Annotated in this window: 15 protein-coding genes, 1 other RNA gene and 1 riboswitch; of the genes, 3 read left to right on the top strand and 13 right to left on the bottom strand. The window is 42.2% G+C overall.

Translation table 11 applies throughout. The features are described from left to right. The first annotated feature begins 37 nt into the window (after positions 1–37). Positions 38–1315, top strand: a complete 1278-nt coding sequence (locus R3D86_06860; protein ID MEZ5757924.1) for a hypothetical protein — start codon at positions 38–40, stop codon at positions 1313–1315. 86 nt (positions 1316–1401) lie between these two features. Here the strand turns inward: R3D86_06860 and R3D86_06865 are convergent, their stop codons facing one another. The 9 genes from R3D86_06865 to ffs all read right to left on the bottom strand — a co-directional run bounded on the left by R3D86_06865 (position 1402) and on the right by ffs (position 8974). After that, complete coding sequence (locus tag R3D86_06865) at positions 1402–1905, bottom strand: RidA family protein (protein ID MEZ5757925.1); 504 nt, start codon at positions 1903–1905, stop codon at positions 1402–1404. 118 nt (positions 1906–2023) lie between these two features. Continuing rightward, complete coding sequence (locus tag R3D86_06870; GenBank protein ID MEZ5757926.1) at positions 2024–2425, bottom strand: cytochrome c; 402 nt, start codon at positions 2423–2425, stop codon at positions 2024–2026. A gap of 91 nt (positions 2426–2516) precedes the next feature. Continuing rightward, positions 2517–4151 carry a flavin monoamine oxidase family protein gene (locus R3D86_06875; protein MEZ5757927.1) on the bottom strand — a complete coding sequence of 545 codons (1635 nt, stop codon included), beginning with the start codon at positions 4149–4151 and terminating at the stop codon, positions 2517–2519. 318 nt (positions 4152–4469) lie between these two features. Beyond that, the gene (locus R3D86_06880) at positions 4470–4787 is read right to left on the bottom strand and encodes a hypothetical protein (GenBank protein MEZ5757928.1); all 318 of its coding nucleotides are present in this window, start codon (positions 4785–4787) and stop codon (positions 4470–4472) included. Position 4788: 1 nt separating this feature from the next. Continuing rightward, the gene (moaA, locus tag R3D86_06885) at positions 4789–5763 is read right to left on the bottom strand and encodes a GTP 3',8-cyclase MoaA (GenBank protein ID MEZ5757929.1); all 975 of its coding nucleotides are present in this window, start codon (positions 5761–5763) and stop codon (positions 4789–4791) included. After that, positions 5756–5891: riboswitch (molybdenum cofactor riboswitch) on the bottom strand. Its footprint overlaps the gene before it by 8 nt. A 93-nt stretch (positions 5892–5984) precedes the next feature. After that, entirely contained in the window at positions 5985–6593 is a 609-nt protein-coding gene (gene recR, locus R3D86_06890) for a recombination mediator RecR (GenBank protein MEZ5757930.1), read from the bottom strand. A 10-nt stretch (positions 6594–6603) separates the two neighbouring features. Further along, complete coding sequence (locus R3D86_06895) at positions 6604–6927, bottom strand: YbaB/EbfC family nucleoid-associated protein (protein MEZ5757931.1); 324 nt, start codon at positions 6925–6927, stop codon at positions 6604–6606. A gap of 46 nt (positions 6928–6973) precedes the next feature. Beyond that, a complete protein-coding gene (locus R3D86_06900) occupies positions 6974–8776 on the bottom strand; it encodes a DNA polymerase III subunit gamma/tau (GenBank protein ID MEZ5757932.1) in 1803 nt (600 codons plus the stop codon). Positions 8777–8878: 102 nt separating this feature from the next. Then, positions 8879–8974: signal recognition particle sRNA small type (ffs, locus tag R3D86_06905), an RNA gene on the bottom strand. 108 nt (positions 8975–9082) lie between these two features. Here ffs and nudC point away from each other — a divergent pair. Continuing rightward, the gene (nudC, locus tag R3D86_06910) at positions 9083–9970 is read left to right on the top strand and encodes an NAD(+) diphosphatase (protein MEZ5757933.1); all 888 of its coding nucleotides are present in this window, start codon (positions 9083–9085) and stop codon (positions 9968–9970) included. Here nudC and R3D86_06915 read toward each other — a convergent pair whose 3' ends face one another. Beyond that, positions 9971–10831 (bottom strand): prephenate dehydratase, encoded by an 861-nt coding sequence (locus R3D86_06915; protein ID MEZ5757934.1) that lies wholly within the window; start codon positions 10829–10831, stop codon positions 9971–9973. It abuts the gene before it with no gap. Between the two features lie 243 nt (positions 10832–11074). Between R3D86_06915 and R3D86_06920 the strand changes: the two genes are divergently transcribed. Beyond that, positions 11075–11683: a cytochrome c family protein gene (locus tag R3D86_06920; protein ID MEZ5757935.1), complete on the top strand. Its 609-nt coding sequence runs from the start codon at positions 11075–11077 to the stop codon at positions 11681–11683. Positions 11684–11737: 54 nt separating this feature from the next. On the opposite strand, the gene R3D86_06925 is transcribed toward R3D86_06920, so the two are convergent. From R3D86_06925 to R3D86_06935, 3 genes are all read right to left on the bottom strand, one after another. Beyond that, entirely contained in the window at positions 11738–12586 is an 849-nt protein-coding gene (locus R3D86_06925; protein MEZ5757936.1) for a C40 family peptidase, read from the bottom strand. A 38-nt stretch (positions 12587–12624) separates the two neighbouring features. Next, positions 12625–12978, bottom strand: a complete 354-nt coding sequence (locus tag R3D86_06930) for a MarR family transcriptional regulator (GenBank protein ID MEZ5757937.1) — start codon at positions 12976–12978, stop codon at positions 12625–12627. A gap of 77 nt (positions 12979–13055) precedes the next feature. Next, positions 13056–14471, bottom strand: a complete 1416-nt coding sequence (locus tag R3D86_06935) for a leucyl aminopeptidase family protein (GenBank protein ID MEZ5757938.1) — start codon at positions 14469–14471, stop codon at positions 13056–13058. Between the last annotated feature and the right edge of the window lie 3 nt (positions 14472–14474).

The following is a 14474-nucleotide window of genomic DNA, read 5'->3' on the forward strand; positions in this document are numbered from 1 at the left end:
TAGCCGTCATTAGAAAACAAAATTATGGGAATAAAATATGATAAATAAATGGTGGGTGGCGCCTCTGTGCTTTTTTGCGTTTCTGGTTTCTGCCTGCGCGGAACAACCGGAAGTTGAAAGTAAGGACACACAATTTCTCGTGGTCGGCAAAACCGCCAATTACCGCCAGGACCCCTCCGGTATGCAAGCCATGCTCAACTATCATTTCTTCGCTGAAATCTTCGTCAAATCCGGCGGCCACATTACGAACGGAACTTTAAGCAACCCGGCGATCGGCACCATGAAATTTGCTGATCATCCTGTTGTCCTCGAAACCCACGGTGGCCGCTATTGCAGCGAAGCCGATCTGAACGCGCTCTATCCCAACGGCGAGTATAATTATGAATATACGGAATCCGATGGGCGGGTGCTTCATATCCCCGTTGTGCTTTCCAATAAGGATGACGGCAAAACCCGCATTCCAATATCCCCCGTCATCACGTTATCACAAAACGGCACTGTTGTTTCGGCTGACAGTATAGACCCTGATCAGGATCTGAAAATATCCTGGACTCCATTTTTGGAAGGGGGGCCGGATGAAAACGGATTTGTCGATGATCTGATCTTTGCTGTTGTTGGCAATTGTAAAGGTGAGAAAATATATCACAGCGGCGTTCCGTTCGGCGGCGGTGCGCATCTGACCTATGCTGATAAGGATGTCACCATTGATAAAAGCCTGCTGTCCCCCGGTGAAGTTTTTCAGGTTTCCGTCGAACATGCGGTGATGGACACCAATTATGTCGGCAATGTCCCGACCATCGCCACCTATGCCTCAACCGCATTTCTTGATTTTCATACGACGGGTCAAAATAAAGGCGATTTAAATTGTACCCCGCTTCCGATTCAGATGGATAAAGGGCAAACAGACAGGAGTTTAAAAGGAACCATGGATCTTCCAGAAATTGATGAGCAGATCACCATGCTTTATTACAGTGCGGATGACTGGGATAAAGCCGTGCAGTTTTATGGCGGTGATCTTAAACTAAAAGCAACTCTTGATGATGACTGGGTGAAAATTTACGCTCTGACCGACAGTGCTTTTATTGGCGTCGTGAAGGAAAGTGAAGGTGGGTTTCATAAACCCAATAAAAACAGCGCTGTCATGGTCAGTATTGTATCGAAATCCGTCGATGACTGGTACGGGGCAATTTTAAATGCCAAGAATATTAAAATTGAACATGAACCCTATAACAGTGATACAGCACCAATCAGGGCCTTCCTGATCCGTGACCCAGGCGGGTATACGGTTGAATTTTTCCAGTGGACAAATAAGTAAGTAAGAATGATTAATCAACAAAAAAGGCACTGATAATTCAGCGCCTTTTCATTTGCAAATGTGATTTTTTAAATCAGAATTCTATATTATTTAGGCATTCTTTGTGCGCGGACATCGACTTCGATATTCCAGGCAGGAACCGCAAGACCGGCAACTTCAACCACTGCACGAACTGGTTTGTTTGGCTGGTCGTCTGTGCCGAAAAATTCTGCGAAGGCTTTGTTGAACCCGGCAAAATCCATTTTGCCCATGGTCGGATCAGCAACAAGATATACACGAACCATAACAATGTCGCCCATACTCCAACCAGCTTTTTCAACGGCGGCTTTAATGCTATTGAAAGTGCTGCGCGCCTGTGTCTCTGTGTCACCATAAGTTTGTTGATCGCGCGGCGCATCAGGATTTACAGCGCTTGGGCCTTTACCACTTACATAGAGTGTATCGGCGCCAGCAGGTACTTCAATTGTAGAATAAAAGAAGCGGCCTTCATCATTGCGCTTGATTGCATCTTGTGCATTTGCTGATAAAGCTGCAAAAATTGTAGCACCACTAATAGCTGCGGCAGCAATGATTTTAATTATTTTTGACATTATTTTCTCCCTTGGAATTCAATTCAGCACTCTGCGAATGCCATCAAATAGTAATTTATAGGATTCTTTTTATTTCGCAATGATTTCCGGTATCATTTCGGAAATGTGGTCCGGCAATTTAGTTGCCAGGACCAAATCCATCATCCTCTTCTGATACCATTTCAATAGCATTATCAACTTCGTCCTGTGTGACTTCTTCTGCTTTATTGCCCCAACTGTTACGAATGTAGTTAATAATCGTTGTAATTTGTTCAGGTTCAAGATCACCGATAAAAGTTGGCATTCCAGCTCTACCTTCCAGAAGAAGATAAATAACTTCCTCTTTATCTCCCTGAACAAATGTATTGCCTTTGAGGGCAGGATACACATCCTCAAAACCTACACCACCGGGCTGATGGCAAGCTTCGCAATAATCTGTAAAGATTTGCGCACCTTCTTCAGAAAAGTCCTGTGCGGAAGCTGCTGATAAGAAAGTTAAGGATCCCATTAAGGCTGTAAATATTTTAAAATAATTTTTCATATCAAACCCACTATTTTTCTCGTTAAACTGCCACTTTTATTTAATTATTTTAAATATTTGTGACTATATTATGTCCTCTAGTTAGCAGTATTTATGCTTGCTGTGCAACCCGCTTGTCAATGACTTCCATTGTAGACCACGCTCCTTCAATTGCACCAGCCATCCAGCCACTAAGGGCAGGGGATGCAATATTTCCGGAAATGAAGATACGATTGTCACCTTTCTGCATAATTGGAAAGGATCGGTCCAGCCCACGACTAGACCAGCTTTCCCACCCAGACAGAGCATATTTCATTTTATGCCAGGCTACTGACATGGCTTCACCTGTGAAATGCTTTCTGTATTTGCCGGGATGAATTTTTTCTCCCGCCGAGAGGGCAAATTCGATCCGTTCGGCAACGCTTAGATTACTAACAGGAACTGCACTGGCACCTATCGGATAATATCCGAGAATAACCCCTGTATCACCATGGGCATGGCCAAACAGATTACCTGAGGGATAACTCATTGTACGGTGGCCTTCAATGTCTGTCGTTGTAACACCACCATAAATCATTTCGTCCTGTTCCCAGAACCGGCGGTTCATTTCCACACCCATTTTACAGGCAGGATTACCCCGTGTCGTTTTAAGTGCAGCGGCAAATTCAGGACTGAAGTTGATATTGATTTTCTGTGTTACACCAAGCTGTGCGGTTGAAATGACATAATCTGCTTTTTCTGTGCGAACCTTGCCACTTTTTGTATCTTTGTAGGTAACCTCAACGCCATTATCATCCTGGATGACATCAGTAACTTCCGAATTATAGCGAATTTGATTTTTTCCAAGTGCTCTTTTAAGGCCCTGGGCAATTTGATCCATGCCACCAACAGCCTGAAACATTACAGCAGGATGGTCAGCTGTATCAGTTCGGCTTGACTGGCTTATAGTCAGAACTTCTTCCAATGAATATGGTTCTGAAAGCTCACCGAAATGTGTAGCAGCGCCTGGGTAAACACTATGGCCACGAACTCTGTTCGCACGGTAGTTAAGTTCTTTGCTGTCAATAAGACCGGTTCTTCTAAGGTGTTCCAGTAATTTTTCCTTGTCTTCCTGCGAAATAATCTGATCCAGCGCGCCCTGATCAGTCACTTTGGCCAGAAGTTCCGTTGTATAGCCCCTGAAATCCGTATCGGCATTAGCCTGACGTACCGGTTTTCCTTTGAATGGTCCATCCTGATTTTCATAATAATAATAGGCTTTTCCACTTTTATTAATCATGACTTCAAGGGGAACACCGAGTGTGCGGCAGTAGTAAATTGTTGATTTATGCTCAGCTGGAATTCGCCATGGTCCATAATTCACATAGTTGCCATCCCGGAAATTACACACTTGTTTTTCACTGTCAATTTCCTGAATTACTGATCCTTTGCGAGCTGATACGCAGCGGCCACCGGCATAATCTGTGGCTTCAATAATCTGGGTTTTATATCCCTTTTTACCCATTTCATAGGCGAGAACCATACCTGCCAGACCAGCCCCTAGGATAATTACTTTTTTCCCTTTTCCATCACTTGACATTTCGGGTGGTCGGTCAGCTTCAGATGCAAACCCCATATCCCAACCATGCATGGCTGTCATCACAGCTGCTGTACCACCGATCATACCTACTGATTGCAAAAAGGATCTTTTCGTCATTCCTGATGACTTTTGACCAATGCTTTGCTGTGTCTTTTCAGTTTCCTTCATTTTGTTCCCTTAAATTTTTTTTACTAACAGTTCTATGCTTTCTCTATAGATTCCATACTATTTATAGATTTTGAATCGGCATAAAATAAAATTTCAATATTAATGTTACATTATCATATAACATTTAAACATATATTACTAAAATTCAATTTGCAAATATTCTGTTATAATATTCAAAAAGTATCTATTTCTTTGATCAGTAATTACTTGGATTATTAATATATTACATATAACCCAATTAACAATAAGCCAGCTAAAATAAAGAATTTCTTTTAAAATTAAAGAAATAATTTTAAAATATTTATTATAATGGTTCTATCAGTGGGAAAGCGGTGGTCTTTTAATATCTACTTCAAAAACAAGTTCATGTCCTAAATTGCTACCACATTGAAATTTAAAGGATAATCCACGTTTGTCCGGGCGGTACGACAGCAGAAGCCGATTCGGAAGTCCAATCGAAATTTCGTCATCCTGAAAAGTTAAAAATTGCGTTGTGTCCAACTCAACGTTTAATCTCATAATTTTTCCACCTGGAAAAACTGATTCCTGAAAAAGGTGATTTTCAACCAGAAGCCTTTCAAACTCTTCCTTGCTCAGTCGAAGGCTAGTTTTTTGCGGTTCTAACTTTAATTTCAAGTCAGCCTCCTGTGGAAGACAGGTTGGTCATAATGCCGGTATCGCCCATTGCCAGAAAATGTGAGGACGCTTTATATTCAAGCTGTTTATGAATAAGGGCTTTCAACGGTTCTTTTTGCTCATCACTTTGAAGTTGATGTCGTAGCGGAATGCCGATATTGCCAAAAAGGCACAATCTGAGATCGCCTGAAGAAGTAATTCTCAATCTATTACACCCTGTGCAGAAATCTTTTGAATAGGGGGCTATAATTCCAATTGATCCCTGATATTTAGGATGGGTGAAATTAACGGCAGGGCCATCACCAATGGCTCGTAAATTTTCCACCCATCCGCGCTCAAGCAATTGATTTTTGATATGGTCAGCAGACTGATGGAATTTATTGAAATACGTCAGATTGTCACCTGTCTGCATCAGTTCAATGTAACGAACACTGATACGTGTATCTTTAATATAGTCAAGATATTGATCAAGTTCATCATCATTAACACCCTTAAGCAAGACGACATTAATTTTTACTTTTTCAAACCCAACTTCGAGAGCTTTATCAATCCCAGCACGAATTTCTTTCATTCTGTTATGACCAGTAATGTCGTGAAAACGTTTGGCGTTCAAGCTGTCGATGCTTATGTTGACAGCATTTAATCCCGCGTCATGCCATTCTTGGGCACGTTCCTTTAATTTATAGCCGTTTGTTGTGAAAGCCAGAGTTTTTATTTCCGGCCTTTGTGAGATCATACGGGCAATTTTGGTAAAATCCTGACGAATAGTCGGCTCCCCACCAGTGAGCCTAATTTTCCAGACGCCAAGCTCAATGAATGCATCCACAAGTCTGTTAATTTCATCAGGACGCAAAAAATTTTCATTACCAGTTTTTTTGTAACCGTCGGGCAAACAATATTGGCAACTGAAATTGCATATTTCGGTTATCGAAAGGCGCAAATAGGGAAAGGTTCTGTTAAATTTATCAACAAGCATTTTTTATTCTCTTTTCCAAATACGGGAGGCTAAAACGTTTCCATTTTAACCCGGCGGAATAATTTCCACGGCCAGATTATCTTGTCAATTCTGATTTAGATAATAAGGCTTCAGAGTTGTTTCACTATGCCTATCATATATAATGATCGGAAGAAATACCAGTCACAAAAATATTATTATAAAGTAATTTAATCAGAATAATTCTTCAGTGAAATGACCGATTAAAACGGCCTTCTTGAGTTCAGGGCCGTGGTTAACGTACCATCATCAAGATAATCAAGTTCGCCGCCAATTGGAACCCCGTGAGCCAGCCTTGAAATAATAATGTCCAAATGTTTTAGCTGTTCTGTAATATAATGGGCAGTTGTCTGACCATCCACTGTTGCGTTTGTGGCAATAATGATTTCTTTTAATTCCGGGGAGGCTGCCCGTTCAATAAGGGATCTTATGTTCAGATCATCTGGTCCAATACCATCGAGTGCCGACAATGTGCCGCCAATTACATGATATAACCCCTGGAATGAGCCGCCGCGTTCAAGTGCCCAGAGATCTGAAACGTCCTCAATCACACAAATAATGCTTCTGTCTCTTTTGGGATTCTCGCAGATATGACATGGATTTTCAACATCAAGATTGCCGCAAACTGAACAGGGATGGACATTTTCCGCGACACTGGATAAAGCACCGGCCAATGGCCTCATTAAACTATCCTTCTTTTTAATAAGCTGCAATGCAGCCCGTCTGGCGGAACGAGGACCCAGACCGGGAATTTTCCCCAGCAGGCTAATCAAATGATCAAGTTCATTATTATTTGATGGTGTTTTATACATAAATTAGTCTTTAGAATGGTAAATTAAGCCCTTCAGGAAGGTCAAGTCCGCCAGTTAATTTTGCCATTTCGTTTTTGCTAAACTCATCTACTTTTCTTTTGGCATCATTAAAAGCAGCAACTATCAGATCTTCAACCATTTCAGCATCATCGCTATTGAATATACTTGGATCAATTTTTAAAGCACGCATTTCAAATTTGCCGTTCAAGGTCACATTGACAAGTCCGCCGCCAGAAGTTCCTGTATGTTCGGATTTTTGCAAATCTTCCTGCATCTGAGCCATTTTGCTCTGCATCTCCTGCGCCTGTTTCATCATTTTGCCCAAATTCTTCATGGCATTATCCTTAATTTATTGGAATCTTTTCTTATGATATAAAGTCTTAATCACGATCATCAAGACCGAATTCATCGGCACTGATCAAATTATCCAGTTCGATGTCATCAGTCGGTAATGAAAATACATCATTAATTTTTCTGATATCTGAAATAGTGGACCCTTCAAATTGACTTAATACAGCTTTGATGAGATCATTATTTTTGACCATGTCTTTTAAAGCTTTCTGCTCGGCCACATCTTTTTCATATAGTGTGTCTTCGCCCAGTTCAGAAGACAAAGAAATCACCCAGTTTTTACCGGTCCATTTTTTTAACTCGGCAGACATTCTGCCTGCTATATTTTTAGGGACACGAGAATTTGGTCTGATATCAATACGCCCAATGCTATAACTGACCAGATGTACGTTATCGTTAAGCTGATAGGCTATTTCCGGGTCACCATTCTCTTCAAATAATTTCACCAGCTCTGCAAAACTTGACGGTGCCTGGATATAGTCATTATCTGAAAGAGGATTTGGATCTCCTATACTGATTGCAACCTGTCCACTTCCCTGAATCACACTGAATGCTTTGGGAGCATTGGGGTTTGAAGTCTGATTTTGCTGCATTGATCCTTTGGCTGTTGTTCCGTTGCTGCCGGAAGGGGCTCCGGATGAAGGAGTATTATAAGCTTCAGGATTATTTTTTAATTGTTTCACCAGATCTTCAGGCGTAGGCAGATTGGAACTATAAGTCAGCCGGACAATGATCATTTCTGCAGCGGAAATCGGGTTCGGTGAAATGCGTACTTCCTCAGCGCCTTTCAGCAGCATCTGCCATGTACGGGTCAGCACTGGAATTGAGAGTCCTCCAGCCATTTCAAGTCCCTGCTTTCGTTCTGCTTCTGATGTGACCAGATCATCACCTGCATCTGGAACGACCTTAAGACGGGTAAGCCAATGAGTAATTTCAAGCATATCCTGAATAATTACGGCCGGATCAGCACCATGGTGAAACTGATGGCGCAACTTTGCCAGTGCATCAGCAGTTTTTCCCTGTAATATGTCATGATATAAATCAAAAATCTGTGCACGGTCAGCCAGCCCAAGCATGTCACGGACCTGTTGTTCGTTCACTTTTCCGGCACCATGTGCAAATGCCTGGTCAAGCAAGGACAGTCCATCCCTTACCGAACCTTCAGCAGCTCGGGCAATCATACCTAGGGCGCTTTCTTCAATTTCGCAATTTTCTTTCTCAGCAATTTTAGAATAGTGGCCCATCAGCTCCTCAATCGATACACGCCTTAAATCAAATCTTTGGCATCTGCTGAGTACAGTAACGGGTACTTTACGAATTTCAGTGGTGGCAAAAATAAACTTTACATGCGCCGGAGGTTCTTCCAGTGTTTTAAGCAAAGCATTAAAAGCGTTGCGCGAAAGCATATGTACTTCATCGATAATATAAATTTTATAGCGTGCAGAAACAGAAGCATATTTTACGCCGTCAATAATTTCTCTAATATCGTCAACGCCGGTCCGGCTTGCAGCATCCATTTCCATGACATCAACATGGCGGCTTTCACTTATGGCGATACAGTTTTCACATTCTCCGCATGGCTCAATAGTTGCATTGCCTTTGCCGTCTTTGCCGGTACAGTTCAATGCTTTTGCGATAATGCGGGCTGTTGTGGTTTTGCCGATACCCCGAACACCTGTCAGGATAAATGCGTGAGCAAGGCGACCTGTTTCAATAGCGTTGGATAGAGTACGGACCATGGAATCCTGGCCAATAAGTTCTGCAAAATCAACAGGGCGATATTTTCTTGCCAATACTCTGTAGTGGGTGTCCTTGTCGTTGTTTTCGGCCATAAAACTCTGTCTCGAAGTTCAAATGAATCAGTATTGAAACGACTATAAATTTTGTGCCGCAGGAATGCTATAGTCGATGTGAATTTATTTTGGTTATTTTTGAAAAGTGAGAGATTGAACGACCCGGCGATCCCGTTACGGCTGCTCCCTTCCGGGCCTGACCGGATTGGCGGGTAAACCGTCCGCCAATCTCTCGCGCTTTATATGGTCTTTTTTACTGTTGATTTCAAGATAAAATTTGTATCCCGCTTTATGGGACTGGTAATTTCATTTTATATATGTCACTAAATTGGCAAAAGGTGAAAAATGTTTTTTGAAAATTCCTGTATTTTTGCTGAATTCCCACTGGATCCTTGTGATCATATCAGATGCAATGATGAATTATTAAATGAACTTGCCGCCTCGCCATATGCACGTTTTGTTGTCATCAGGCAGGGAGAGGCACTGATGGATATGAAAAGTGGACTTCTACCGGAATATTTTTCTGCTGGGCAAATTAACAGTGAAATGGTGTTTTTGGGTCAGGATCCGGACCATAGTTATTTTGCAATTGAAGTAGATGACTGTAATTGTGGTCAGTTTCTGGATCTTAGAACCATTGGGCGTACAGCATCAGCCAATGGTTTCTCGCCTGTCCCATCACTTCTTGCGCGGGCAAAGATGCTTCTAGATTGGCATCAACGACATAAATTTTGTGCCAATTGCGGGAAAAATACCAAAAGTGCAAAAGGCGGGTATGTGCGGATTTGCACTGCCTGTAATACCGAACATTTTCCACGGGTTGATCCGGTTGTAATTATGATGATTGTTCATGATGATAAATGCCTTCTTGGCCGTAGTAAGCATTTTGCACTGGGGATGTATTCGGCGCTTGCAGGGTTCATGGAACCGGGGGAAACCATTGAAGAAGCGGTGCGCAGGGAAGTGATGGAAGAAGCCCGCATCAAAGTGGGTGAAGTAAAATATATAAAAAGTCAGCCATGGCCATTTCCATCATCTTTAATGATTGGAACCATTGGTAAAGCTCTGAACAATACTATTGACATAGAGAATGATGAGCTCGAACAGGCACGCTGGTTTGATAAAACTGAAATCGAAAATGTATTAAGAACAGGCGGTGATGACAATTTCCGCGTGCCGGACAAATTGGCTATTGCCCGGCATCTGCTTGAATATTGGTTATATCATTATTAATCAGGTTTGCTTGTCTATCCGGTAACGAGACTGTGGATAACTGCCAAGCATACGGTATTCATTGGTAAAAAAAGCTAATTCTTCAAAGGCATCTTTCACGCGCGGATCGTCCGGATGCCCTTCGATATCGGCATAAAACTGTGTTGCACTGATGGCGCCGTCGAGCTGATAGCTTTCCAGTTTGGTCATATTAATTCCATTAGTCGCAAATCCGCCCATAACCTTATAAAGGGCCGCCGCCGTATTTCTTACCTGAAAGATAAAAGATGTCATGGTTGGTACATCACGTGGCAGGTTACTTAATTTTTCTCTTGAAAATACAACAAAGCGGGTCGTGTTATGACTGGCATCTTCGACATCCTGTCTTAAAGATTCAAGGCCGTATATTTCACCTGCAAGGGATGAAGCTATGGCACAGACAGAAGGATCCCTTATTTCTGATAAATGTTTTGCAGCAGCGGCAGTATCGGTGAAAACTTCTCTTCTGATGCCCCAGCGATCCAGATTTCTTCGGCACTGTCCCAGTGCCTGTTCGTGACTTATCGCACATTTTAAATCTTCAAGTTTGGTCCCTGGTATGACCAGCAGATGGTGATTGATCCTCAGAAAATGTTCCCCAATGATATAAAGGTTTGAATGAGGGATCAGGTAATGGATGTCTGCAACACGTCCAGCCACACTGTTCTCAATGGGTATGACAGCGTATTTTACGTCTCCTTCATCAACAGCGGTCAGTGCATCTTCAAACGTTCTGCAGGGCATAACATCCATTTCGGGAAAAAGCTGTTTTGCGGCAAGGTTTGAATAGGCGCCAAGTTCACCCTGAAAAGATACCAGATTTTCACTATTTTTATTCGACATGGTCTTCACTCTCCAAATAATTGCGCAGTATTCATTTTTAGTCAGAATCTGTCAATCAAAGACCTCATATATTTTTTATAAAGAACATATTAAGGATATTTAATTATTTTATGATTAAATGATACTTGTCTCGGCAGTAAAATATCTGTACATAAGGGGCATAGTGAAGGGTTGATTCTAATTAATATATAGCTATTTGACAGCTCTTTAAAATTTAACTGTTAATGATTACGGGGATTTACCGTGAACTCACATGATTTCAATAAAGCCGCTATGGGCATTTTAATGTTTATGCTTCTCGCTATTGGTGTCAGCAATCTGACAGAAGTGGTCTTTGAGCAAGAGCCTTTGGAAGCAAATGCATACCCAATTGATACTGCGTCTGTCGCTTCGGCAAGTTCAGCAGATGTCGCTACAGAAAATGGTCCATCAATTGCTGAGCTTCTTCAAACTGCAAGTGTAGAAAAAGGTGAGTCAGTATTTAAAAAATGTGCTGCCTGTCATACGCCTGAAAATGGTGGCGCCAATAAGATCGGTCCAAATCTTTGGAACGTCGTTGGAAGAAACGTCGCAAGTAAAGATGGTTATGACTATTCGCCAGCAATGCAAGAACATGGTGGAACCTGGAGTTATGAGGCTTTGGACCAGTATCTGAATAGTCCAAAAGATTATGTCCCAAAAAACAAAATGGCATTTGCCGGTGTTAAAAAAGATACTGATCGCGCTTCCGTCATTTTGTATTTGCGGTCACTTTCTGATGCGCCACATGAGCTTCCAACAGTAGAAGTAGCAGAAGCGCCAGCAGAAGAAGTTGAGGCCCCAGCAGAAGCCACAACCGCTGATCCGATGTAAAATCAAAGAAATAAAAATTAGAAAAGCCGTCAGTTATCTGGCGGCTTTTTTTATTTAAAAAATAAGTGAAGAACGTTTGATTGAACTTAAGGGTGGTTTATCTGTCTGAAAGCTGACAATGTCAATAACGTCCCGTAAGGGATCAATGCTCACCCGCATATGATGAGCATTTGCATGAAGAAGATGCATATCATCAAGCATTATGCCGACATGCCCCGGGAAAAAGGCGATATCCCCATGTCTTGGAATCTGATCTTCATCCAGTGCCTCACCAAAGTCAGCCTCCTGTAAATCTGTATCTCTTGGTATGGATACGCCAACAGAGGCAAAGGCGAGCTGTACCAGGCCACTACAATCAATGCCCGCGTTACTGCGCCCTCCCCAAAGATAAGGTGTGTATAAAAATTTGAGTGCTTCTGATACCGGGTTCGTTCCAAAATCTCCTGAAATATGCGTAGCATAGATCCAGTTGCCATCGGCAAGCGGGACAAATCCGTTTTCCTGATTTTGGCTGATCACCGAAACGTCTGACATCATATGGACCAGGTCAACAGGGGCAGACTTTAAATGAGGCTCCGGATAGATGTGTGAACTTAAAGCACTTACATGATGCGTAGGTTCATGCAAATCCGGTGTGAGACTGTTCAGGGAGCAATAACCGACATAGCCGTCCTTAAATGATTGTCCCCATGCCCAGCCATCTTTAACGTCGAATATGTTAAAAAACTCACCATATAGCAATTGACTTACCATTGGCGACATTGCATTCGGTATAGCATATAATGCTGTCACACCAACAGCAGCCTGATATTTTTCACCGCTGCTATATTGATCAGCTTTAATTTTATCTTTTAGCTTTATATCGGCAATATCATTGCGATATGCGTTTAATCTTTTATCCATCTTATAGCAGTTAAGTCCCCATTTTAATTTTGCTCAGTTTACCCAGATTTTGTTTCTATATATGATTTTTCAATCATTTCTGCAAAATCAGTAAGAAAAACAGCTCCCTTTACTGTTCTTTGAATAAGTACGCTACGACGATCCTCCTCGTCACGAACTCTTTTTACCAATCCCAGGATACTTAAACTATCAATACACCGTGTAATTACTGGTTTTGAGACATTAAGGTCTGCGGCAAGTCCGCGAACCGTATGTTTCCTTGGTTCCAGAAAGACGATAAGCAGAACGCTAAGTTGCCGCGTTGTGAGATCTGGACCCTTCTTAAATACAATATTTGTAAGTGCCTGTTTCCAAAGTCGTAACCCTGCATGGCCACTTAATTCAAATTCCATTATAAGACCATATTTCCTTTATTGAAGCCGATATTGCCAAGGAAATAGGGGTTTGGCAACTTAATAATTATTCTGAATTATGATCCCGTCCTGTAGCGGCGCGCCAGAAAATTATATACCGTTCTTAGCCCCATAGCTTCTCCACCAATAGGTTTTCCCGGTCGTGCGCTGGCATTCCAGGCATATACATCGAGATGAACCCAGGGTATGGCCTCCCCGACGAATTCTTTCAGGAAAAGGGCCGCTGTAATTGCCCCTGCAAATCCCGTGTTTGCAACATTATTGATTTCAGCAATAGAGCTATGAAGGAGCTTTTTATATGGGCGATAAAGCGGAAGCGGCCAGAGGGGATCGAATTCTTCTTCTGAACAATTTAAAAGTGCTGCGCTGATTTCTTTGTCATCGCTAAAGAAAGGGGGGACATCAGCACCAAGCGCGACACGGGCCGCGCCGGTTAGCGTTGCAAAATCAATAATCAGATCAGGGTTTTCTTCGCTCGCGAGAGCAAGGGCATCGCAAAGCACAAGGCGGCCTTCTGCGTCAGTATTGCCGACCTCGATTGTTGTTCCTTTGTAACTTTTAATGATGTCACCGGGCCTGAATGCGTTTCCGGATATATTATTTTCAACGGCCGGTATAAGTACCCGAAGGCGAACCGGGAGTTTGTTTTCCATAATTATCCGGGCAAGTCCAAGAACATGGGCGGCTCCCCCCATATCTTTTTTCATTGTCAACATCGCTGAAGACGGTTTAATGTCAAGGCCACCTGTATCAAAACAAACTCCTTTACCTACGAGGGTTAATTTTGGCGCTTTTTCATCGCCCCACGAAAAATCAATTAACCGAGGTTCTTTTTCAGCGGCACGTCCCACAGTGTGAATAGTGTTAAACCCGGATTTAAGTAAAGCATCACCAACAGTCACGCTGAACGACGCACCGTAAAATTCAGAAAGATTCTTTGCAACTTTTTCCAACTCGCTTGGTCCCATATCGCATGTTGGGATATTGACAAGATCGCGGGTAAGGACTGTGCCTTTTATGATGCTGGAAACCAGATTAAAATTGCAGTTATACGGTACAGACAGAACAGCATTTTTACTGTTTTTTTCTTTCAGATAATAGTCAAAATTGTAATGTGCCATTGCCCAGCCAAATACGGCATAGTCACTGTTACGACTGCTCAGTTCATTTTCAATGTAATAAATTCCGTCTGGCAGGGTTTCTGCGATTTTTGAAAACAGCCATGGATCATATGGTTCAGAACCGGTACCAGCAGCTATTGAGCGGAAATTCCCTCCGTTATCGGAGAAAAAGATAAGTTCACCACTTTTTGCTTTGAAATTATGTTTTCTGCACCAATTTAATTGCTCAGAGGACAAATTAGCCTGCCATTTATCCAGACTGTCACTTGAAACCAGATTAATGGCAACCGCATTTTCGGGTTTTTCGGTTTGAAGACATTTAATATCATCTGTATTGATTTGTGTGAGCACTTG

Source organism: Emcibacteraceae bacterium (assembly GCA_041396985.1).
Lineage (GTDB): Bacteria > Pseudomonadota > Alphaproteobacteria > Sphingomonadales > Emcibacteraceae > Pseudemcibacter.

Excerpts from the sequence above, each read along its gene's own strand:
- R3D86_06925 (MEZ5757936.1), bottom strand. The coding sequence starts at position 12,586 with ATGGATAAAAGATTAAACGCATATCGCAATGATATTGCCGATATAAAG.
- nudC (MEZ5757933.1), top strand. The coding sequence starts at position 9,083 with ATGTTTTTTGAAAATTCCTGTATTTTTGCTGAATTCCCACTGGATCCT.
- R3D86_06900 (MEZ5757932.1), bottom strand. The coding sequence starts at position 8,776 with ATGGCCGAAAACAACGACAAGGACACCCACTACAGAGTATTGGCAAGA.
- R3D86_06915 (MEZ5757934.1), bottom strand. The coding sequence starts at position 10,831 with ATGTCGAATAAAAATAGTGAAAATCTGGTATCTTTTCAGGGTGAACTT.
- recR (MEZ5757930.1), bottom strand. The coding sequence starts at position 6,593 with ATGTATAAAACACCATCAAATAATAATGAACTTGATCATTTGATTAGC.
- moaA (MEZ5757929.1), bottom strand. The coding sequence starts at position 5,763 with ATGCTTGTTGATAAATTTAACAGAACCTTTCCCTATTTGCGCCTTTCG.
- R3D86_06875 (MEZ5757927.1), bottom strand. The coding sequence starts at position 4,151 with ATGAAGGAAACTGAAAAGACACAGCAAAGCATTGGTCAAAAGTCATCA.
- R3D86_06895 (MEZ5757931.1), bottom strand. The coding sequence starts at position 6,927 with ATGAAGAATTTGGGCAAAATGATGAAACAGGCGCAGGAGATGCAGAGC.
- R3D86_06870 (MEZ5757926.1), bottom strand. The coding sequence starts at position 2,425 with ATGAAAAATTATTTTAAAATATTTACAGCCTTAATGGGATCCTTAACT.
- R3D86_06860 (MEZ5757924.1), top strand. The coding sequence starts at position 38 with ATGATAAATAAATGGTGGGTGGCGCCTCTGTGCTTTTTTGCGTTTCTG.
- R3D86_06865 (MEZ5757925.1), bottom strand. The coding sequence starts at position 1,905 with ATGTCAAAAATAATTAAAATCATTGCTGCCGCAGCTATTAGTGGTGCT.
- R3D86_06930 (MEZ5757937.1), bottom strand. The coding sequence starts at position 12,978 with ATGGAATTTGAATTAAGTGGCCATGCAGGGTTACGACTTTGGAAACAG.